Consider the following 21629-nt stretch of genomic DNA (forward strand, 5'->3'; position numbering starts at 1 on the left):
CAAAACAATCAATCTAATTGAATATGATAAAATATAGGTAAATATAATTTTAAGGAGGAGCTTTAATGCCTAAAAACATCAATATTTACTTTGTTCGCCATGGACAAACGTTCTTAAATCACTATAATCGAATTCAAGGAATCATCAATGCTCCCTTGACTGAAAGTGGCATTCAAGATGCTATTAATGCTGGTAAAAGACTTAGTTCGATCAACTTTGCTGCAGCTTACTCTAGTGATGCTCCAAGAGCAATTCAAACTGCTAAATATATCCTAAAAGCCAATCCAAATGATATCGAAGAACCAGTTGTTGACACTGCCTTTCGAGAAGAAAATTTTGGGTATTTTGAAGGAAGTGATTCTGGATTAGCATGGCACATCATTGGTGGAGCTAAGGGATTTGATACCTATAATGAAATGATTGCTAAACTTACGATGGGGGGAGCCGTGGATATGATTGCTAAAGCAGATCCTTATGGAGATGCTGAAAGTGATGCCGACATTAAAAAACGGTTCGAACCTGGGCTTAAGCGAGTAATTGATAATGCCAAAGATGGTGATGACGTTTTAGTTGCTGCTCATGGCAGTATCATTCGTTGGATCACTAGTAAATACAATCCATCAATTGATGTCGCTATTGGACCCAAAAATGGTAGTGTTACTAAAATGGAAGTTCGCGGTTCAGATATTAAGGTCGTTTCATATAACAAAGTTGATTAGAAATGGTTTAATAAAATGGTTTTAAATTAACTCACAAAAAAGATGACTTTTGGGATACACTCCCAAAGCCATCTTTTTTATTTGTTTTGATATCGATTTTTATAAAATTCAACTTCACTTGAAGTTGCTCGTACAAAGTGACGCGGTGCAATTTCAACTAATGTTCTTTCTTGACCATCATTTTCTTTACTATCGTCATAATCAATAATATGACGATGGCGTTCTTCTTCCGGATCAGGAACTGGAACAGCAGATAATAGACTTCTTGTATAGTCATGCAACGGATGATCATATAGATCGTCTGAATCAGCAACTTCTAAGAGCTTTCCTTGATGCATCACGCCAATTCGATCACTGATATATTTAACCATCGATAAATCGTGAGCAATAAATAGATAAGTAAGTCCCTTATCTCTTTGAAGCCGCTTCATTAAATTCACGACTTGAGCTTGAATCGAAACATCCAAAGCTGAGATTGGTTCATCGGCAATAATAAACTTAGGATTAACAGCTAAAGCACGAGCAATTCCAATCCGCTGACGTTGCCCTCCAGAAAACTCATGCGGATATCTAGTAGTATGTTCCTTATTCAATCCAACTGTTTCTAAAAGATCATTGACCATTTGGTTTCGTTCCTCATTGTCTTTGGCTAAATGGTTAATGTCAATTCCTTCGGCAATGATGTCACGAACCTTCATTCGTGGATTCAAGGAAGCATACGGGTCTTGAAAAATCATTTGAATATCTTGATGAAATTTTTGCTTATCAGCTTTACTTTTTAATTTTGAGACATCTTGTCCCTCGAACACAATTTTACCGGCAGTTGGGTCATACAAATGAATAATGGCTCGGCCCGTTGTTGTTTTTCCAGAACCAGATTCACCAACTAATCCAAACGTTTCCCCTTCATAAATATGCATACTCAAATCGTCAACAGCTCTAACTTCGTCTTTTTTCCCTTGATCAAAATACTGCTTCAAATTAGAAACTTCTAAAATTTTTTTCGCATCTTTATTCAGCATTTAATTCACCACCATTTCGTGCAAATTTATGTTGCCGTTCAACAATTACATCCGGCGGGGTTACCTTTGGGGCTCTGTTATCTAATAACCATGTTGCTGCATAATGAGTATCGCTGACCTTGAAAAATGGCGGCTGTTCAATAGTATCGATTTTTAAAGCATATTTATTTCGCGCAGCAAATGCATCCCCAGTTGGTGGATCTAATAAATCTGGTGGCGTTCCTGGAATTGATGGTAAAACATCACTATTAGTATTCAATGTTGGCATTGAGCTTAATAACCCCCAAGTATAAGGATGTTTAGGGTCATAAAAAATTTCATCAACCGTTCCATATTCAACAATTTTACCAGCATACATAACTTCAACTCGATCAGCAATTCCAGCAACTACTCCTAAATCATGGGTAATAAAAATGATTGAAGTATTAACTTCTTTTTGTAATTTTTTCATCAATTCAATAATCTTAGCTTGAATCGTTACATCCAAAGCTGTTGTTGGTTCATCTGCAATAATAATTTCTGGAGCATTGATCAATGCAATTGCGATCACAATTCTTTGTCGCATCCCACCAGAAAATTGATGCGGATAATCATTAATTCGATTCTTCGCATTTTCAATCCCTACTTGTTCCATCATTCGTAACGCTTTTGCCATTGCATCTTTACGACTTAGATGTTGATGAATAATTAGTGGTTCAGCAATCTGCTTGCCAACTTTCATGGTGGGATCTAATGATGTCATTGGATCTTGGAAAATTTCAGCAATCTTATTTCCCCGAATCGAACTCATTTCTTGATTACTAATCTTTAATAGATCTTTGCCATGAAACATAATCTGACCAGCTGCAATCTCAGCATTATTATCCATCAATCTTAAAATGGAACGCGTTGCCACTGTTTTTCCGGAACCAGATTCACCAACAATTGCTAATGTTTCTCCCCTTTTAAGATCAAAACTAACATTACGAATTGCTTGGACCTTTCCAGCGTAGGTTTTAAAGTTAACTTCCAGATTACGTACCTCTAAAATGTTGTCTTCTTTTGGCATCTAACTTTCCTCCTACTCTCTAGACTTTGGATCAAATGCATCGCGCATTCCATCTCCTAGAACGTTAAAGGCAATCATCAATACAGATAATACAATTGCGGGTTCCCACATTTGATATGGTAGGAACTGAAAATTACTCTGCCCATTACTGATCAACGTTCCCAATGAAGCCCCTGGGGTTTTGATTCCGATCCCAATATACGATAGGAAAGCTTCAAAGAAAATGGCATTGGGGATCGTAAACATCGTATTGATAATAATGACACTTAAAGTGTTCGGTAGTAAGTGCTTGATTGCAATTTTAACTGGCGATTCTCCGAGGGTTCGGGAAGCTAAAACGAATTCACGATTCTTCAGCTCTAAAGTTTGAGCCCGAACTAAACGTGCCATGTTGATCCAACTGGTAATCGCAATTGCTAAGATGATTGATAACATTCCTGGTTTTAAAATTAAAATTAATAAAATCATAATTACCAAATTAGGGATTGAAAGCAAAATTTCAATAAACCGTTGCATTACAATATCGACTTTACCGCCGATCCAGCCAGAGACTAAACCATAAACGACCCCAATTGTTAAATCAAAGAAAGTCGCAACAACCGCAATCGTCAAAGAAATTCGCGTTCCATAAAGGATTCGAGAAAGTAAGTCCCGACCTAAATAGTCGCTTCCTAAAAGATAATAGACATTTTTAGCAACATGCGCTTGTGCATACGCATCAACTCGTTGTCCCCCTTGAACGATGGTCCCATTCAAACCAGGAATGTCGATCCAGGGCAATTTAGGTGGTAAATTGGCATAGTTAGGATGCACCGTATTAGGATTAGCAGGAGTCCAAAGAAGCGAGCCAAATGCAACCACAAATAAAATAATCAAGAGCCACAAGGAAATCATCGCAGCTCGATTATGTTTTAGTCGGCGCCACGAGTCTTGCATAAAGGTCAATGAAGGAGCGGTTATCTTTTCGCGATCGATATGACTCCGCTCTTGATCAGTTAGTGGAGTAAACGCATCTGTTGGTAATTTTTGCTTATCTGACATTTTTTACTCCTTTCCTTTAATTCGAATTCGGGGATCAACGATTCCATAAATCACATCGGTGATCAATAATATGACACATAACATAAAGCTATAAACAATCGTCAATCCCATTATTGTAGGATAGTCGTTCGTTAATACGGATTTAACAAATTGTTCTCCGATTCCTGGAATCGAGAAAACATTTTCAACAACCATTGAACCAGTCATAATATTGACTGCTAATGGTCCAATAACCGTAATTAAAGAAATTAAGCTGTTTCGTAACGCATGGTGATAAATAATTCCAACTTGTTTCAAGCCCTTGGCTTTTGCCAACTCAATATAATCAGAATTTAAAACATCAATCATTTCCGTTCGAACGAACCGTGCTGACTCTGCAAATGGTAACGCTGCTAAGGCTAACGTTGGTAAGACCGTTGACATCCAACCATTCCAACCTGCTAACGGAAATAATCGTAGTCTTAATCCGAACCAATTCTGAAGAACGATCGCGAGTACGAATGATGGGACAGAAACTCCCAATACTGCAACGATCGTTGCAATAGTATCGATCCATGTATTGTGTTTAATTGCTCCAGCAGAACCAACCACTATTCCTAATAGAATTCCAATAATCATTGCTTGAGCTCCTAATTGAAGAGAAACCCCAATTCGGCTCTTGATCAAATAGGATACTGGTTGGTCACTAAATTGAAAGGATGTTCCGAAATTACCGTGAACCGCATTGACCAAATAATTAATATATTGTTGCCATAACGGTTTATCTAAACCGTATTGTTTATAAATTAAATGAATTTCGCTATGACTTAATTTATCTTGGTTCGTTAATGGTGTCCCTGGCATGATCTTCATCAAAAAGAACGTCACCGTTGTTACAATAAATAACGTTAAGACCAGATAAAAAATTCTTTTGGCTAAATATTTGGCCATCTAACATTCACTCCTTACTAAATATTTAATAATTTATATTATACCCGATTAAATTGATATCCAGAATCTAGTTCGATTAAGAATTTTAATTTAACCTGCTTTATTATTCCACACTCATAAAACGAAAGTCCCATTGCCCTCCAGTCTGAGAAACGCCGAGTCCCTTCACTCTTGATTTAATCACTTGTGGTTGAACTTTTTGATATAACGGAACAATTGCAACTTTTCTTTGTAAGATTTGATCAGCTTTAATCATATCCTGCCATCTTTTTTGCGGATGTTCAGCATCTTTATTCTCAGCTAGTTCGTAATTCTTCTCGAATTCGGCATCATTCCATTTACCATAATTATAAGGACTATTTTTCGAATTCAATTGTAAGAAATCAATTGGATCTGGATAATTCGCAAACCAACTCGTTACTAAAATATCAAATTGTCCTTTTTGACTATGGATAAGTTGTGTCCTAAAAGAGTAGTGTTTTTTGTTAACATTTAATCCTGGTAACTTATTTAATTCTGATTTAACAAAATTAAGCGTTGATTTACCAGTCGGCGTATCATCAGATAACATCTCTAGGTTCAAGCTCTTTTTCCCTAGTTCTGATAATCCGAGACGGAATTGTTTCTGAGCTGCAGAAAAATTATAACCATTTAATCCCTTAATCGTGGAAGCCTTGTAAAAACTAGTTCCATTTAAAGACCCTAAATTATGAGGAATATTGTTAGTAATTGGAATTGAATCGTCACCTAAAGCAGAAGATGTTAGTTTTTCGCGGTCTATTGCCATCGAGATGGCTTTTCGGATATGAATATTTCGTAAAGCTGGATTTTTTCTATAATTAAAAGCTAAATAAACCGTTGCTGCTGGATATCGAAAATGTAACTCAGAATCATCCTTGAACTTAGCCACCCGGTCTGATTCATTCAAAATCATTTCATCTAAAATCCCACTTTGATACTCGTTCAAGCCAGTATTACCATTTTTGACAAGATTAATTCTAATTCGCTCTAATTTAGTTTCATTATTTGCATAATAATTTTTATTCCGAACCAAATTCCAACTAGTACTATCATGTTTCCAATTCGTAACCTTAAATGGACCGCTATAAATCATCTTATTGCTCTGCGTACCATATTTACTACCATATTTTTGAACGATCGTTTTACTTTGCGGTCCCAATGGAGCAAGCGCTAAGATATATTTAAAATCTGGTTGTGGTTTCGACAGCTGATAGACCACGGTATATTTACCATCTGCTTTAACTCCTAGTGCTTGAATTGGGAGTCGCTTTGTTATCACTTTTTCATAATTCTTGAGATGATTCAACAATGATGATCCCTGAGAATTAGTTTTGGGATCAACAGTTCTTTGGACCCCATAAACAAAATCACGTGCAGTTAGCTGCTTCCCATTACTCCACTTCGTTTTTCTTAAATGAAATGTATATGTTTTTCCATTCTGACTAACATGATAATCTTTGGCTAATCCCATTGTTAATCTATTTTGATTCCCATTAACTAATAATCCTTGATTACTATTTTGGAGGGTAGTTGCACTGATTTGATTGGTTGCTTTAGATGGATCTAGGGTAGGGAGATTCGCACTTGTTGCCCAATTAATGGTTTTTAATTGTTTTCCTTGATCACTATTATAATTTTGCCCACAAGCAGTTAATCCAACAGCGGAAAGTAAAATCACAGTTCCAATGGCAAAAACAGCACTCAACTTCATCTCAATTCCTCCTTGTTGGTAATATTATGTAAATCACTTATAATAGGTTGATAGTATAGTAATTCTAGCATTAAATTGTACACTAGACAATGAATGAACCTGTTGAACACCACAAAAACAAGTAAAAAATTAAGGAGAACAAAATGCAAGAAATTGATTTAGACCATAAAACACCCATCATTACCATCGGCTTAAACGTTAAAGATGATCATTTTGATTATTCAATGCAAGAACTAAACAATTTAGCCGTCGCTAATAACATGGAAGTTGTAGATACCATCACTCAAAAAGCAGATCATATTGATTCTGGAACTTATTTTGGAAAGGGAAAAGTTGAACAAATTGCTGAAATGGTGAAAGTTCATGGCGTTGACACTGTCGTTGCGAACGATGAACTAAGTCCTAGTCAAATTCGAAATTTAGAAAATCGAACGGAAGCCAAAATAATCGATCGAACTGGACTCATTCTTGAAATTTTTTCTAATCGGGCGCAAACCCATGAAGCAAAACTCCAAGTTCAATTAGCTCGTTTACAATACCAACTTCCGCGCCTTCACACTAGTGCTAGTCAACGATTAGATCAACAAACTGGGGCTGGTGGAGGTGGATTTACCAGTCGTGGAGCTGGTGAATCCAAATTGGAAATGAATCGCCGAACGATTCAAAATCACATTACCCATATTAAAAATGAATTAAAAGCCATTGCGGTTGCTGATAAAACTAAAACCCAGCGTCGTGAAAAACAACCATTTCCATCCGTTGGACTAGTTGGGTATACGAATGCTGGTAAATCAACGATTATGAATGAATTAGTAACTCGTTATGGAATGAAAACTGATAAAACTGTCATGACTAAAAACATGCTCTTTGCTACGCTAGATACCAGCGTTCGGAAATTGATTTTTCCTGATAACAAGCAACTAACTCTTAGTGATACGGTTGGATTCGTCAGTCGTTTACCCCATCAATTAGTAAATGCCTTTCGTTCCACTTTAGCAGCTGCCAAAAATGCTGACTTATTAGTTCAAGTTGTTGACAGCTCTGATCCTGATCGCCAGGTAATGATCGAGACCACTAACGATACTTTAAATCAAATTGGCGTCACTGATGTTCCAATGATCACCGTTTATAATAAAGCAGATTTAACGGATGATCATTATCCATTCCGAGAAGGAAATAACATCATCATTTCTGCTAAGGATGAAAAATCGATCGATGAATTAATTGCGATGATAAAAGAACAGGTCTTTCATAACTACGTCACAAAAGATTTCTTGATTCCCTTTGATAAGGGCCAAATTGTTAATCAATTGAATCAAGAAAGTAACGTTTTAAAAACTGCATACCAAGACGATGGAACTCGTTTGACTGTGGAATTACCTGAACGTGATGTTGCTAAATATAATAAATATCTGACAAAATAAAAAAGTTATCCTAATCAGATAACTTTTTTATTTTTGATTATTTTTAATCAAAGGCGAATCATATTCTTTACCAAACCACTTTTGAGTAATTTTCTTTAATTCACCGTCTTTTGCCATTTGATTTAAGGACCGATTAATTTTTTGACGTAGAGTTACGTCTCCTTTTCGCATCCCGACCGCAAATTCAGATCGAGCAAATGGACCATTAAAGGTATAATATTTCTTGGCGTTTGATTGGTGGCGAATATAATAACCAGCATAAGTACTATCAATCAATAGGCCTTGAATTCGTTTCGCATTTAAATCAATAAAGGCATCTGTGAACGAATCATATAAAATAGCTGACTTATTTTTAACTTTATTTTTGAGTAACTTTGGTTGAGCATCAAAATTAATTAAATCTGCAGATCCATTTTGGGTTCCAATTACCTTGTTTTTCATATCTGATAATTTACGAATCTTAGATTGTTTTAAGGTTACTAATTCCTCATCGTTGTACAAATAAGGTTCAGAAAAAGCAATCTGTTTCTTTCGTTCTGGCGTAATCGTAAATCCGTTCCAAATCAAATCAATCGTTCCATTTCGTAATTCAGTGACGTTCATCGACCAATCAATCGGTTGAAAGGAAACTTTAATTCCATAACGTTTAAAGACTTCTTTAGCAAGATCAACATCGTATCCGGTAATCTTACCACCCTTCGTTTCAAACCCAAAGGGAACAAAACTATCATCCAACCCAACGACGATTTCTTTTTTGGCTTTAATCTTATCCCAAGTATTTTCAGTTTCAGATCGTTGCACTACTGACTGACATCCACTAAGTGGAATCACAGTTATCAGTAATAATGCAATGGCTAACCATTTAAATCCTTTTTTCATCCCATTTCCTCCTTAATTAAAAGGCGTTACTGTTAACATGTTATCTGCAATCTTTTTAGCAAATTCCATGTCATGAGTAACCACAATTTGAGTTACTTGGGTTTTCTTTAATTCTAAAATAATCTTAGCAACTTCATTTCTTAAATTAGGATCCAATGCCGAGGTTGGTTCATCGTAACAAATAATTTTGGGATTCATTGCTAACGCACGCACAATTGCCACCCGTTGCTTTTGCCCACCAGATAATTGATATGGATAAAGATTTTCTTTTCCATTCAAATTTAACTTATTCAAAAGTTCTTGACCGACTTGTTCAGCATCCGCCTTTGATTTTTTTAATACTAACGTTGGGGCTAAAGTTATGTTTTGCATAACTGTTAAATTCGGAAACAATTGAAAATCTTGAAAAACAACTCCAATCACGTTATTATCCTTAGCCATTGGATCAAACGGTTTCCCATCTAAAATAAATTGACCGGTATTAACGGCTTCAAGACCACTGATACATCTTAATAACGTTGTTTTACCAGCTCCAGATGGTCCCACAATACAAGTAATTTGATTATCTGGAATCTTAGCGTTCAATTTATCAATAATCGTTTTATCACCGAACCGTTTTGTAATATTTTTTAGTTCAAGCATCTTAGTTTCCCCCTTTTATTTCCAATTTCCAAAACGACCTTCTACTTTTCGTAAACAGAAAGTTAAAATTGCTGTTAATAATAAATAGATAACTGCTACCAATACTAATGGAATCAAAGTTACATCCCGAGCAGAAGCCACATTTCCAGCTCTTAATAGATCCCCAATTCCAATTACATAGACTAAAGATGAATCTTTAACTAAGTTAATAACTTCATTTCCAATTGACGGGATTACGATTTTAATTACTTGAGGAACAATAATTTTTCTAAAAGTTTGCCAATAGCTCAATCGTAATACCTTAGCACTTTCGTATTGTCCCTTTGGAATTGATTGAAGCCCGCCACGGAAAATTTCAGCAAAATAGGCCGTGTAATTTAAAATGAAGGCAAATAATGCCGCATCAAATCTTGGAAAAACAATTTGCACTCCTGGTAACATTGGCAACCCGTAAAAAACAAAAATCAATTGTAATAGTAATGGTGTTCCCCGCATGATCCAAACATAAAATTTTAATACATCTGCCAATGGTTTAAACTTCGATGTTAAACCAACCCCAGCAATAATTCCTAATGGAATTGAACAAATTAAGGTGAAAAAGAAAATCTGTAAAGTAACTTTTACCCCTGACAATAATGAAGGTAAAATCTCAGTAATATAATTGAACATTTTAAAACCCCTCTCTAAAATAAAAACGCCCACTTAGAAATTAATCTAAGAGGACGTTAATTAACGTGGTGCCACCTCAGTTCATAGTTCATTCACATGAACTATCTCTGTGAGTTCAATAAATAAAAAATCCCCTTAGGCAAAAAAGCCTAAGAGGACGAGTGAATCGCGGTTCCACCTCAAATTTTTTCATTGTTCACACAATGAAACTCAATGAGTTTATTTACTAAACTTCAACAATAACGCGTTTAACCGGAAATTTTCTACTAGAATTCAAAAATATCGACTCACAGGTGTGAAGAATAACTTAATTTGCCTATATCCCATCATCATAAGCTTTCTGAAGAATTAAATAAATTCCATTCCTGATCAACATCTTTATTCTTTTTTAATGATTATATCTAAATTATAATCAATCGTCAATATTTTTATTTTTTAAAAGCGATTCGTGCTCGAACGGCATAGTCTCCATAATTACTCATTGGTTCATTTCTGCCCATGGTAACATAGTTTCCGCCCACAAGAACCAATGAAGCCGGATATAGGTGAACTTGTTGGGTATTTAAAGAGGTAACAGATTGTAATCCAACACTTTGTAAAATGCCGACACGATAACAATGAGCCATATTTAATCCTGCATAAACAACATACTGTTGATTTTCCCATCGAATATCAAAGTAAGGGATTAACGCTCCTTTACCAATTGCATAAAGTGGTAAGTTGCCATTTCGACGTAGTTGTTGGAACAGTTGCTTTTGACTTTGGCCATTATAGTTAGTTTGTAATAAACCTTTTTGACGCATATCTTCAGCAACTCGATTGATCATTTGGGTATCTTGTTCATCTACTACTAGCTTTGCTGGTAGAACGTGTTGGGCTGGAAAATGGCCATTCAAATCATCATGATATGCATTTTGAATTCCATTTTCATTCGACATCACTCGATGAGGAGTTTCTTCAACATCTTCTTTTGGTTTAATATGCAAAATTTTTGCTAATTTAGCCGAAATATCGAACGGCGCTTGATATTTAGAAAAGAAATAATAGTAATTCAAATATAAATAATATCCAAAAATAAGGGCTACTAATAAAATTAGTCCCCCACGTAAATAGTATTGGTTCGCTAAAAAACGAAATGAAATATAAAATAGATAAAAAACACCTAGTGTTCCGGCAATATTATATACACGATTCTTTATCTTCGTATTCATGTTGATGTAACCCAAATACTGATTGATTAGATCTAAAAGACTAAACATTTTTTCACCTACTGTTCATTATCGTTACTGTTGCTGGTTTGAGTATCATTTTGCTTGGTTTGGTTATTTTGATCATTCTGTTCATTTTGATTCGATTTGGTTGATGAACTGGAACTATTACTGCTTTCACTACTCTTATTATCACTAGAACTCTGAGCTGACGAATTATCTGATTTAGAATGGTCAGAAGAACTTTCACTACTAGAATTATCCTTATTATCATCGTGATTGGAACTAGAGCTCGAGTTGGAACTGCTATCACGACTTTCTTTACTATCGTCACTGCTGCTATTCTTATTGTTCATTTTTTTATTTGACCGAGGTTGGTTAAAAGGTGAACGAGTTGGCTGACTCGTTTCCGGAGCTCCTTCTACGGAGTGGGTAATTTTATTATTCACAACGTTAGCTGCTCCAATCGCAAGTGAAATTGATAAAATTGCAAAAGGAGTCAGTAACGGTGGTGTTCGATGATCCATGTTTATTCATCCCTGTCATACGTATTATTTACTTTAAAATAGCAACTTTTAATTAACTTTGATTTAAGAATTAATTACTTTTTTAATAATTTTATCCAATTGTTTTTGGCAATGCGTCCAATTATCATTTTGGACAACGATTGCATGTCCCTTCAGTGATTCTGGGACATCGTAATCGCGTTGATTCGTCTTACTAGCTAATCGTTTCTGGATTTGTTGTTCAGAATCCCCACGTTTTTCCATCCTTAATTTAAGGATATTAGGATTTTTATTGCCAACCGTTAAAAATAAAACAATAATTCGATCATTCGTTTTTTCTAGATAAGAGCACGCTCCAGTTGTATCTAAAACAATACAAGCAAGGGGTGTCTTTTGCCATGCACTTTGGAGTCCCTCTTTAGAGGAACCATACTCCGCATTTGAATAGTGGACAGCTTCAAAATAATGATGCTTTTTAAAACTAACGGGAGTTTCAAAATAATAATCAACCCCGTTTTTTTCACCAACACGAGGCGCTCGAGTTGTATGTGTAATTACCCGAGTAACAGGGTAATGCTGACAAAGATAATGACAAACCGTTGTTTTCCCTGTCCCCGCTGCTCCAGTAATAATAAACAGCGTTTTTTTCATTATCAAAACTCCTATTTTTCTAAATACTTATTAACAGCTTCTAAAACAGGCTTTAAATTATCATAAGTTAACTGTTCTAACCCCTTTTGATAATCAAACCAACCGTAGTTACTGATTTCTTCTTTTTGGCGGGTTACGATTGCATCACTATCAACTTTAGCCGTATAGAAAACAACCTTCTTATGATGACCATTGGGCATATCATATTCTAGTTCCGTATTGAACTTAGTATCAGGATGAACATCCAAATTAGTTTCTTCTTTTGCTTCTCGAATTCCTGCTTGAAGATAATTTTCATTATTTTCATTATGTCCCTTTGGAAAACCCCAGAAATCACTAGTTGCACTTCTTAATAAAAGATATTCGATTTGATCATTTTCAATTCGATAAATAATAACGCCACCATCTTGTTCTGTAACCATTTTAAAGACTCCTCTTTGTTTTTTATTATGTGACAGCTTATAATTCATTATAACAAATTATAGGAGGGGTTCAGTATGAAAGACCATCAATTTGCTCTAATACCAACTGACTTTGACCAAGAAGTAAGTGAATTAAAAACGATTCATTTTCTTGAGTCAGATGAATGGAAACAACTGTCGACTACCACGTTATTTTCAAAGTTATTAGTTAAGACTCAAGTCAATCAGTCAACTACATCCCAAAAAGAAGCGATGCTCCATAATCTTCTGTTGGATGATCAACACAATGGTAGTCAAATTAGCACCTGTTCCCAAGTAAATGCCACTAATTTTTATAACGTTGCTCTTCAACTCCTTGGCTTTTTAGTCGAAACCGACTTTAAAATCGATCATTCAATCGATGCAATGCAAAAAATGAACCTCCCCATATATCAAAGTAATCACGAGAATTGGGATAATCAAGATTTGATTCAAGCTTGGTACTTATTATTGAACACTCGCGGTAAAAATGGCCAACCGTTCCTAGACGTTTTGGCAAGTCAGGGCTATTTTAAAGCATTCTCTGATTTACCACATCCGTTAGTGTTCAACGGTAAATCCCAAGCGGTCTTCGATACTGACAAGTTAATTCGTGAAGTCGTTTACGTCGAAGCTCCTCTCGATACTGATCATGATGGTAAACGTGATCTATTAAGAGTTGAAATTACTCGCCCTAGTGAAACTAACCAAGGCCTAAAAGTTCCCGTTATTTTTACTGCCAGTCCTTATAATCAAGGGACAAATGATGAAGATGGTTTAAAAATGACCCATAATGTTAACACTCCATTAAAACATAAACGACCTGGTGTTGAAACAATCAAAACAACTGAACGCCCTGACAATACCGCCATTCCTGAGAAAAGAAAAATTAAAAGTGAAACTGATTCAACAACCGAAACCTTTGAAGATGATTGGACGTATACTTTAAATGATTATTTCTTAGCCCGCGGATTCGCAGTTGCATATTCATCTGGAATCGGTACCAAATATTCTGATGGTTTCAGAACAACGGGTGACCAATTAGAAACGATTTCAACTACCGCCGTCATCGAATGGTTAACTGGAAACCGAGTTGCTTTCACGAACAAAACCGATAATCAGGCCATCAAAGCGTGGTGGTCAAATCATAACATTGGAATGACGGGACGGTCTTATTTAGGAACACTCCAAATTGCGGCAGCTGCCACTAACGTTAGTGGATTAAAGGCTTGCATTCCGGAAGCTGCCATCTCAAGTTGGTACGATTATTACCGGGAAAATGGACTGGTTGCAGCCCCTGGTGGTTTTCAAGGTGAAGATGCTGATGTTTTAGCCGAAGAAACGTTCAGTCGCCAACAAACAGCTGGTGACTATTGGCAAATTCACCAAAAATGGCAAACCCAACTTCAATCGATTGCGAAGGGTCAAGACCGGGATAGTGGTAATTATAATCAATTCTGGGACAATGCCAACTACATCAAAAGAATTAATCAAATCAATGCTGGCATGTTAATTGTTCATGGTTTAAATGATTGGAACGTAAAACCACGAAACTCAAATCATCTGTGGAAAAAAATTAACCAACTCGATGGTAAGCATAAAATTATTCTCCATCAAGGTGAACATATTTATATCAACAATTTTCAATCGATTGATTTTTCAGAAATTGCTAACTTATGGATGACAAAGCATTTGCTTAACGTCGATAACCAAGTAGAAACACACTTACCAAATGTCATGATTCAAGATAATGTGTTACCCCAAACATGGACGAGTTATTCCAATTGGGACCATTCAGAAAAACAAGAACTTTATCCACAGGCAAGTGGACAACTAACTAGGACCAAAAGTCCTCAAAAATTATTAAAATACCAGGATTCACTAACTCAAAATCAATTGATAGCCTATACTATCAACCAAAAGAACGGCGACTATACAAAATGGATCAATGATTTGTTCAATTCAGAATCGCCACTTACAAACCAACGATTATTATTTAAAACCAAACCGTTATCCACAGATATGTGGATAGATGGAACTGTCACGTTAAAATTAACAATTAAATCAGACCATCAAATTGGTCTTGTATCTGCTTTTTTGATTGATTATGGTGATGCTAAGCGCTTTACCATCACTCCACAAAACATTGGGATTGGAAATATTAATCTTGGTTATCATTGGCGAAAGGATACTTTAAGAGACTTTAAACTTCAAGACCACTCCACTCCATTCAAAAAAATCAGTGAAGCTCATTTAAATTTACAAAATATCAATGGTGCTGATAAAGTCAATGAAGTCATCCCCAACCATGCATATCATTGTCAATTCAACTTTCAACCAACATTTTATCACTTGCCAAAGGGGCGCCAATTAGGATTAGTTATTTGCGGAACTGATTTAACAACTACGATTCGTGATCTTGAACCGATAAATTACCAAATTGAGTTATCCACAAGCTGTTTACAAGTTCCATTTAAGCAAAAGTAATTGTCGAAATATTCATAATAGTGTTACGATTAATGTAATTTAACTTTGAAATGAGGTCATCAAAATGAAACAAGGTTCTAAAATTATTACTCTAGATAATGGCTATCACTTATGGACACACACTGATGGGAAAGGCCCAATTCACTTGTTAGCTCTTCATGGTGGTCCTGGTGGTTGTCATGAATATTGGGAAGATACTGCTGCACAATTAAAAAAACAAGGATTAGATGTTCAAGTTCATATGTACGATCAATTGGGTTCATGGTACTCTGATAATCCTGATTTTGATGATCCAAAAGTAAAAAAAGATGTCTTAACTTATGATTATTTCTTGAACGAAGTTGAAGAAGTTCGCCAAAAATTAGGAATCGATAAATTCTACTTAATTGGCCAATCATGGGGTGGATTGTTAGTACAACTCTATGCTGAAAATTTTGGTGAACACCTTAAAGGTGCCATTATTTCATCAATGGTCGATGATATTGATGATTACACTAAACATTTAAATCAAATTCGCGAAAAAGAATTCTCTCCAGACGAATTAGCATTCATGCAAAAATGTGAAAAAGAAAACACTTACGATAATAAACGTTATCAACAGGATGTGGATAAGTTAAACCGAGGTTACATTGATCGTAAACAACCTGCTGCGATTTCCCATCTTAGAGATATTTCTAATACTACAATTTACAATGCCTTCCAAGGTGATAATGAATTTGTTATCACTGGTAAACTGGGTGAATGGCATAATACTGATAAATTAAAGGATATCAAAGTTCCCACTCTTGTCACTTTTGGTGAACATGAATCCATGCCCATTGAAACTGGAAAACGAATGGCTAAAATGATTCCAAACGCTAAGTTCGTTTCAACACCTAATGGTGGTCATCATCATATGATCGATAATGCACCTGTTTACTATAAACATCTCGCAGATTATATCCGTGAAGTTGAAGCCGGCACTTTTAACAAGTAATCTTATAATCAAAAAACGCTCCGTCACATTTGACGAAGCGTTTTTTTAATGTTGTTTTTTAAATTGATTATACCCATTCATAAAAGCTACGATTTCATTCAAACGTCCTCTAAGCAGTTTGTTCAAAAATTGCCAAAATTTAATCGGATAAAGTTTAAATCTTTTCTCAGCTTTAAAATCTTTTTCTGCTTGTGAGTAACCTTGTTCAAAATCTTTACCAGCGTTTGGATTAAACTTTTGTTCGTAATTTGAATATTGATTATTATAATCACCATTTTGATAGTGTTTCTTGATATTATCATGAATGTCTTTTAACATCATTTTACCTCGCTTCCGATCAATTTAATGTTATAATTCAGCATAAAAGGAGTGATCATTTGTTAGATATTGAAAAATACAAAGCCGCTCTAGAACATGAATCACCAGATGCTGTTTTGGGCAGCATCATGAATGAATTAAAATTTCCAAAGTTAGATGGAATCGGAGATGCTTGCGACATTGCTAATTCATTTCATAATAAACATGATTTAAATTTAATTGACCTTAACCAACCAATGTTTTTTAATTATCAACATCACCGTCTCATTAATAAGCAAGATGTATTGAATTTATTAAAACAATTCAAGTAAAAACGCCAACGACAATTATCGTTGACGTTTTTGTTTATTCCGGACGATCCTTTAAACTTAGTTTTTCAATATTCAAGATCTTGTTGACTAAATTATCATAAAAATCAGTTTCGTGACTAACAATAATCACGTTTCCAGGGAAACGATCAATTGCTTGTTTTAATGACTCCTTAGTTTCATCATCCAAGTGATTCGTTGGTTCATCCATGATCAAAAAGTTACTTGGCACAAATTCAGCTAACGTTAACTTAACCTTCATTTGTTCCCCACCAGAAAGTTCTTTAATAGGCTTCATGGCATTATCAGAAGTTAATCCACATTTAGCTAATTTTGTTCGAATATCTTTTGGTGATAATTGATCATTTTTATTTTGAACGATTTGGATTGGTGTTTCCATTCCATTTGACCAAACTAAATCTTGACTAAAATAGTTCACTTTGGCAGATGGCGAGAATGTCGCCTTTCCACCTAATGGTTTAATAATTCCCAAAATACTCTTAATCAAGGTTGATTTACCAACCCCATTAAAACCTTTCAAGCCGATTTTTTCATCGGTCGTTACTGAGAAAGTAATTGGCTTAAGTAACGGTTTGTCATATCCAACTGATAAGTTCTCTACCCGTAGTGCATTTTGCGAACCAGTATCAATATATGGAAAATCAAAATGGGCATGCACATTACTTGAAGGTGGATCAATTTGATCCATTCGCGCTAATTTCTTTTCCCGAGACTTAGCCATCTTGGAACGAGACCCAGCCTTATTCTTTCGAATAAAGTTCTTGTCCTTTTCGATTTCAATCTGTTGCTTATCGTAAGCTTTCTTTTGAGCTTTTTCGCGTTCATCTTTTTGACGCATTGCTTGTTTAAAGCTGCCGCGATACATATTGATTTGGCCAAAGGCAACATTTAAAATACAGTTCGTAACTTGATCTAAGAATCCGTAATCATGAGAAACGACCATAAACGTTCCATCAAATGAATTTAAGAAATCCACTAGCCAAGCAATGTGGGCCACATCCAAATAATTGGTTGGTTCATCTAACAGAATTACGTCTGGATGTTCCAAAATTAATTTTGCCAAAATCACCTTGGAACGTTGTCCACCACTCATTTCATCAACACGGTGATCATTGCCCATTGAATCTAAGCCTAAACCACTCATAACCTGATTGATTTTAGTATCAATATCATAAAAATGATTGGCTTCTAAGTCTTCTTGAATTCGACCAGCTTGCTCAAGCAACTTATCATCCATTGTCGTTGCATAATCTTCATACAATTTTGACATATGGGCTTCCATATCATAGAGATTTTGATAAGCCGTGTGAAGGAATTGAATCAAAGTCATCCCTTCTGGAATATCAGCATATTGGTCTAGATATCCAATTGAAACATTATTTTGCCAATTAATTTTCCCGGTCAAGGGTAACTCGGTTCCGGTGATAATTTTTATTAAGGTACTTTTTCCTACCCCGTTTTGACCAACAATTCCCATATGATCACCCTTGTTCAATTGAAAACTGGCATCTTCATATAAGGTCTTATCAGCAAAACTCATACTTAAATCACTAACTTCTAAGAGCGCCACTGTAATCCTCCTCTATTTTTAATCAATGTTTTAATTGTAACCTTAAAAAGGGGTTTTGACTAGCTTATGCTATAATATTCATCGAAGAAAGGATGTTTTAAATGAAAATTAAAGATATTGATCATTTAACAATTATCGCAAACGACTTAAATCAAATGATGCGTTTTTACCATGAAGTCTTCGATCTTCCAGTCATTAAAGAATCTGATGAAGTCTTAGAACTTCAACTCGGCCATCAAAAATTAATTTTTACCAAACAGGCCCCTGTGAATCCTAAAAATAACATTGCTGGTTCTGCCAATTTTTGTATTATTACCAAGGATTCTTTGAAGGATGTTACCAATCATCTTGCCAATTATGGTGTTGAAATCGTGAAGGGACCTATTGAAACTCGTGGCGCAAATGGAATGATGAATGCTGTTTTTGTAAATGATCCCGATGGCAACGTTATTGAAGTGTGCGAATATGTTCGTTAAAAAATTTCCTAGTTGGTTGGTATATCCAATCAATATTCTTCGATTTATATGCTGGCTAATAATTTATGGAATCGATTCTCTGATCCTAATTGCAGCAGTAGCAATTAAGCCTGGAATCCAACAAGATAAATTATTGATTCTTTTTGTCATCTATACCCTTATTTCATTAGCAGGATTGATATTTAGTTACCATAAACAACTAACCAAAATAAAATATTGGAACTCAAAACCATTTAACTTTAAACAATTTTGGACCATTATAATCTTTGGAATCATTATCATGGGAATTCAAATCGGTTGGGAATTACTGATCCAACACCAATTCCTTAATACTCCTAATAATCAACAAATCATTGATCAGCAATACCGGTTGTCTCCATTTTGGAATCAACTTGATTCAATCGTTATTGCCCCTATCTTTGAAGAATTGATTTTCCGAGGGTTGTTTTTCAATTACTTTATTCACAATTTCACTCGGCTGAATCAAATCATTGGTTTGATCGTTAGTTCATTATTATTTGGTTATGCCCACGAACTAAGTTTTGACCCCACGATGCTTTTATATTCGCTAGGCGGATTAGTTCTTGGATGCTGCTATCTTCATTTTCGTGATATTCGTTATAGTATTGGAATTCATATTTTTAATAATTTATTTGCCATCTTGTAATGCCTATTATTAAGCCCATCTTCCCGCCAGATGGGCTTTTTATAATCATATTTTACCCGATTATTTTTTTACAACTCTAAATATATTTGATAACATATAATTCATAGATATTTGAAAGGAGAACTATGAGTAAAAATAAAAGTAAAAAAATAGGTTTGTTTGAAATCGTGATGTTAGGGCTTAGTTCCATTATTGGTTCTGGTTGGTTGTTCGGTTCTTGGGAGGCTTCTAAAGTTGCCGGCCCTGCCGCCATTCTTTCCTGGATCATTGGAGCGGTCGTTATTGGATCGATTGCATTTAACTACATTGAATTAGGAACCATGTTTCCAGAAAGTGGGGGAATGAGTAAATATGCTCAGTACTCTCACGGTTCATTATTAGGTTTCATTGCCGCTTGGGCTAATTGGGTTTCATTGGTTACGTTAATTCCAATTGAAGCTGTTGCTGCTGTTCAATACATGAGTAGCTGGCCATGGTCATGGGCTAATTGGACAAAAGGATTCTTAAGTAATGGTGAAATTTCCAATGAAGGTTTACTGATTGTCTTTTTATTCATTCTTGTCTTTACTTTATTAAACTATTGGTCTGTTAATTTATTAGCTAAGTTCACAAGTGTTATTTCCATCTTTAAGTTAGTAATTCCGTTATTAACGATTATCTTATTACTAATGTCTGGATTCAACGCTGGGAACTTAGTTGGTGAACACATTGGTGGATTTATGCCATATGGTAGTGCTGCTATCTTTGCTGCCACTACTTCTTCCGGGATTATCTTCTCATATAACGCTTTCCAAGTTGTTATTAATATGGGACGAGAAATCCAAAACCCAAAGAAAAACATTGCACGTGGAATTATTATTTCATTATCAATTAGTGCTGTAATTTACATTCTTTTACAATTCACATTTATCGGTGTTATTCCTGATAACAAATTGGTTAATGGCTGGCATGGAGTTAACTTTGAATCCCCATTTGCTGATTTAGCCATTTTATTAAATGTTTCATGGTTATCAGTATTGCTATACATGGATGCATTCATCTCACCATTTGGGACTGGAGTTTCATTCGTTGCCCAAACTGGTAGAACTTTAGCTGCGATGGTATCTAACGAACATATGCCTAAGTTCTTAGGTAAGATCAACAAACGTTGGGGTGTACCTCGGGTTGCTATGATCGTTAACTTATTCGTTAGTGTGGCCCTAGTTGCTGCATTTAGAAGTTGGGGTACTTTAGCTAGTGTTATTTCTACTTCAACTTTAATCGCTTATCTTACGGGTCCAGTTACGGTTACCACTTTAAGAAGAATTGCTCCTAATTTCAAACGACCAATTCGTTTGAAGATGCTACAATTCATGGCTCCATTTGCTTTCGTATTAGCTAGTTTAGCTACTTACTGGGCAATGTGGCCTACGACCGTTAAGGTTATTGGAGTTATTCTATTAGGATTACCATTCTTCTTCTACTTTGAATGGAAAGCTCACTGGAAGGAAACTAAGAAACAATTCATTAGTAGTTTATGGATGATCGTTTACTTAATCTTCTTATCAGTCATTTCTTATCTTGGTAGTTCTAGTTTTGGTGGAATCAACGCCATTCCTTATCCATTCGACTTTATCGTAATTATTATTGCTGCATTAATTTTCTACTTCTGGGGAATTTCAAGTTACAGTTTCCAAACCGACGAAGACCTTGAAAAAGCTGAAGAAGTTAATAATACAGTTGATATTAATATGGGACAAGACAATACAGAAAACAAATAATATCTAACCAAAAGGATTCTCAATTTGAGGATCCTTTTTATCTTGACAATTGAAAAACCTTATATTATCATTAATACAATCTTAAAACGAAGAAAGGAGAAAGGACTAATGAACAATTATGATATTAAAATGAAT

At 35.3% G+C, this 21629-nt stretch carries 22 protein-coding genes; 8 read left to right on the plus strand and 14 right to left on the minus strand.

What is annotated here, in order from left to right:
* Positions 1-65: 65 nt before the first annotated feature.
* Positions 66-719: a histidine phosphatase family protein gene (locus AC3B6G_RS02205; RefSeq protein WP_489848800.1), complete on the plus strand. Its 654-nt coding sequence runs from the start codon at positions 66-68 to the stop codon at positions 717-719.
* Positions 720-796: 77 nt separating this feature from the next.
* Here the strand turns inward: AC3B6G_RS02205 and AC3B6G_RS02210 are convergent, their stop codons facing one another.
* The 5 genes from AC3B6G_RS02210 to AC3B6G_RS02230 form a co-directional block, all read right to left on the minus strand.
* Complete coding sequence (locus tag AC3B6G_RS02210) at positions 797-1741, minus strand: ABC transporter ATP-binding protein (RefSeq protein WP_489848801.1); 945 nt, start codon at positions 1739-1741, stop codon at positions 797-799.
* Positions 1731-2789, minus strand: a complete 1059-nt coding sequence (locus AC3B6G_RS02215) for an ABC transporter ATP-binding protein (RefSeq protein WP_489848802.1) — start codon at positions 2787-2789, stop codon at positions 1731-1733. Before AC3B6G_RS02215 ends, AC3B6G_RS02210 begins: the two co-directional genes overlap by 11 nt.
* Positions 2790-2801: 12 nt before the next feature.
* A complete protein-coding gene (locus AC3B6G_RS02220) occupies positions 2802-3830 on the minus strand; it encodes an ABC transporter permease (RefSeq protein WP_489848803.1) in 1029 nt (342 codons plus the stop codon).
* Between the two features lie 3 nt (positions 3831-3833).
* Positions 3834-4760 (minus strand): oligopeptide ABC transporter permease, encoded by a 927-nt coding sequence (opp3b, locus tag AC3B6G_RS02225; RefSeq protein WP_489848804.1) that lies wholly within the window; start codon positions 4758-4760, stop codon positions 3834-3836.
* Between the two features lie 103 nt (positions 4761-4863).
* Entirely contained in the window at positions 4864-6492 is a 1629-nt protein-coding gene (locus AC3B6G_RS02230; protein WP_489848805.1) for a peptide ABC transporter substrate-binding protein, read from the minus strand.
* Positions 6493-6644: 152 nt separating this feature from the next.
* Here AC3B6G_RS02230 and hflX point away from each other — a divergent pair, with 152 nt between their 5' ends.
* Positions 6645-7916 (plus strand): GTPase HflX, encoded by a 1272-nt coding sequence (gene hflX / locus AC3B6G_RS02235; protein WP_489849556.1) that lies wholly within the window; start codon positions 6645-6647, stop codon positions 7914-7916.
* 27 nt (positions 7917-7943) lie between these two features.
* Here the strand turns inward: hflX and AC3B6G_RS02240 are convergent, their stop codons facing one another.
* The 7 genes from AC3B6G_RS02240 to AC3B6G_RS02270 form a co-directional block, all read right to left on the minus strand.
* Positions 7944-8795, minus strand: coding sequence for an amino acid ABC transporter substrate-binding protein (locus AC3B6G_RS02240; RefSeq protein ID WP_489848806.1), 852 nt, complete (start codon positions 8793-8795; stop codon positions 7944-7946).
* A gap of 12 nt (positions 8796-8807) precedes the next feature.
* On the minus strand, positions 8808-9437 hold the full coding sequence (locus tag AC3B6G_RS02245) for an amino acid ABC transporter ATP-binding protein (protein ID WP_489848807.1): 630 nt from the start codon (positions 9435-9437) through the stop codon (positions 8808-8810).
* 15 nt (positions 9438-9452) lie between these two features.
* On the minus strand, positions 9453-10106 hold the full coding sequence (locus AC3B6G_RS02250) for an amino acid ABC transporter permease (protein WP_489848808.1): 654 nt from the start codon (positions 10104-10106) through the stop codon (positions 9453-9455).
* A gap of 428 nt (positions 10107-10534) precedes the next feature.
* Complete coding sequence (locus AC3B6G_RS02255) at positions 10535-11365, minus strand: DUF6681 family protein (protein ID WP_489848809.1); 831 nt, start codon at positions 11363-11365, stop codon at positions 10535-10537.
* An 8-nt stretch (positions 11366-11373) separates the two neighbouring features.
* On the minus strand, positions 11374-11841 hold the full coding sequence (locus AC3B6G_RS02260; RefSeq protein WP_489848810.1) for a hypothetical protein: 468 nt from the start codon (positions 11839-11841) through the stop codon (positions 11374-11376).
* A 63-nt stretch (positions 11842-11904) separates the two neighbouring features.
* Positions 11905-12471 carry a guanylate kinase gene (locus AC3B6G_RS02265; RefSeq protein WP_489848811.1) on the minus strand — a complete coding sequence of 189 codons (567 nt, stop codon included), beginning with the start codon at positions 12469-12471 and terminating at the stop codon, positions 11905-11907.
* An 11-nt stretch (positions 12472-12482) separates the two neighbouring features.
* Positions 12483-12893, minus strand: a complete 411-nt coding sequence (locus AC3B6G_RS02270) for a bis(5'-nucleosyl)-tetraphosphatase (RefSeq protein ID WP_489848812.1) — start codon at positions 12891-12893, stop codon at positions 12483-12485.
* 75 nt (positions 12894-12968) lie between these two features.
* Here AC3B6G_RS02270 and AC3B6G_RS02275 point away from each other — a divergent pair, with 75 nt between their 5' ends.
* Complete coding sequence (locus AC3B6G_RS02275) at positions 12969-15398, plus strand: Xaa-Pro dipeptidyl-peptidase (protein WP_489848813.1); 2430 nt, start codon at positions 12969-12971, stop codon at positions 15396-15398.
* Between the two features lie 64 nt (positions 15399-15462).
* Entirely contained in the window at positions 15463-16374 is a 912-nt protein-coding gene (locus AC3B6G_RS02280) for a proline iminopeptidase-family hydrolase (protein ID WP_489848814.1), read from the plus strand.
* Between the two features lie 45 nt (positions 16375-16419).
* Here the strand turns inward: AC3B6G_RS02280 and AC3B6G_RS02285 are convergent, their stop codons facing one another.
* Entirely contained in the window at positions 16420-16692 is a 273-nt protein-coding gene (locus AC3B6G_RS02285; protein ID WP_489848815.1) for a hypothetical protein, read from the minus strand.
* Between the two features lie 59 nt (positions 16693-16751).
* Between AC3B6G_RS02285 and AC3B6G_RS02290 the strand changes: the two genes are divergently transcribed.
* Positions 16752-17003: a hypothetical protein gene (locus AC3B6G_RS02290; RefSeq protein WP_489848816.1), complete on the plus strand. Its 252-nt coding sequence runs from the start codon at positions 16752-16754 to the stop codon at positions 17001-17003.
* Between the two features lie 34 nt (positions 17004-17037).
* On the opposite strand, the gene AC3B6G_RS02295 is transcribed toward AC3B6G_RS02290, so the two are convergent.
* Complete coding sequence (locus tag AC3B6G_RS02295) at positions 17038-18591, minus strand: ABC-F family ATP-binding cassette domain-containing protein (RefSeq protein ID WP_489848817.1); 1554 nt, start codon at positions 18589-18591, stop codon at positions 17038-17040.
* A gap of 101 nt (positions 18592-18692) precedes the next feature.
* Here AC3B6G_RS02295 and AC3B6G_RS02300 point away from each other — a divergent pair, with 101 nt between their 5' ends.
* From AC3B6G_RS02300 to AC3B6G_RS02310, 3 genes are all read left to right on the plus strand, one after another.
* The gene (locus AC3B6G_RS02300) at positions 18693-19067 is read left to right on the plus strand and encodes a VOC family protein (RefSeq protein WP_489848818.1); all 375 of its coding nucleotides are present in this window, start codon (positions 18693-18695) and stop codon (positions 19065-19067) included.
* A complete protein-coding gene (locus AC3B6G_RS02305) occupies positions 19057-19734 on the plus strand; it encodes a CPBP family intramembrane glutamic endopeptidase (protein ID WP_489848819.1) in 678 nt (225 codons plus the stop codon). Before AC3B6G_RS02300 ends, AC3B6G_RS02305 begins: the two co-directional genes overlap by 11 nt.
* A gap of 125 nt (positions 19735-19859) precedes the next feature.
* Positions 19860-21494, plus strand: a complete 1635-nt coding sequence (locus AC3B6G_RS02310; RefSeq protein ID WP_489848820.1) for an APC family permease — start codon at positions 19860-19862, stop codon at positions 21492-21494.
* The last annotated feature ends 135 nt before the right edge of the window (positions 21495-21629 follow it).

The sequence above is a fragment of the Nicoliella sp. ESL1149 genome (assembly GCF_058107265.1).

Coding starts and splice junctions, on each gene's coding strand:
- AC3B6G_RS02205 (WP_489848800.1), top strand. CDS start 66: ATGCCTAAAAACATCAATATTTACTTTGTTCGCCATGGACAAACGTTC.
- AC3B6G_RS02210 (WP_489848801.1), bottom strand. CDS start 1,741: ATGCTGAATAAAGATGCGAAAAAAATTTTAGAAGTTTCTAATTTGAAG.
- AC3B6G_RS02215 (WP_489848802.1), bottom strand. CDS start 2,789: ATGCCAAAAGAAGACAACATTTTAGAGGTACGTAATCTGGAAGTTAAC.
- AC3B6G_RS02220 (WP_489848803.1), bottom strand. CDS start 3,830: ATGTCAGATAAGCAAAAATTACCAACAGATGCGTTTACTCCACTAACT.
- opp3b (WP_489848804.1), bottom strand. CDS start 4,760: ATGGCCAAATATTTAGCCAAAAGAATTTTTTATCTGGTCTTAACGTTA.
- AC3B6G_RS02230 (WP_489848805.1), bottom strand. CDS start 6,492: ATGAAGTTGAGTGCTGTTTTTGCCATTGGAACTGTGATTTTACTTTCC.
- AC3B6G_RS02240 (WP_489848806.1), bottom strand. CDS start 8,795: ATGAAAAAAGGATTTAAATGGTTAGCCATTGCATTATTACTGATAACT.
- AC3B6G_RS02245 (WP_489848807.1), bottom strand. CDS start 9,437: ATGCTTGAACTAAAAAATATTACAAAACGGTTCGGTGATAAAACGATT.
- AC3B6G_RS02250 (WP_489848808.1), bottom strand. CDS start 10,106: ATGTTCAATTATATTACTGAGATTTTACCTTCATTATTGTCAGGGGTA.
- AC3B6G_RS02255 (WP_489848809.1), bottom strand. CDS start 11,365: ATGTTTAGTCTTTTAGATCTAATCAATCAGTATTTGGGTTACATCAAC.
- AC3B6G_RS02260 (WP_489848810.1), bottom strand. CDS start 11,841: ATGGATCATCGAACACCACCGTTACTGACTCCTTTTGCAATTTTATCA.
- AC3B6G_RS02265 (WP_489848811.1), bottom strand. CDS start 12,471: ATGAAAAAAACGCTGTTTATTATTACTGGAGCAGCGGGGACAGGGAAA.
- AC3B6G_RS02270 (WP_489848812.1), bottom strand. CDS start 12,893: ATGGTTACAGAACAAGATGGTGGCGTTATTATTTATCGAATTGAAAAT.
- AC3B6G_RS02275 (WP_489848813.1), top strand. CDS start 12,969: ATGAAAGACCATCAATTTGCTCTAATACCAACTGACTTTGACCAAGAA.
- AC3B6G_RS02280 (WP_489848814.1), top strand. CDS start 15,463: ATGAAACAAGGTTCTAAAATTATTACTCTAGATAATGGCTATCACTTA.
- AC3B6G_RS02285 (WP_489848815.1), bottom strand. CDS start 16,692: ATGTTAAAAGACATTCATGATAATATCAAGAAACACTATCAAAATGGT.
- AC3B6G_RS02300 (WP_489848818.1), top strand. CDS start 18,693: ATGAAAATTAAAGATATTGATCATTTAACAATTATCGCAAACGACTTA.
- AC3B6G_RS02305 (WP_489848819.1), top strand. CDS start 19,057: ATGTTCGTTAAAAAATTTCCTAGTTGGTTGGTATATCCAATCAATATT.
- AC3B6G_RS02310 (WP_489848820.1), top strand. CDS start 19,860: ATGAGTAAAAATAAAAGTAAAAAAATAGGTTTGTTTGAAATCGTGATG.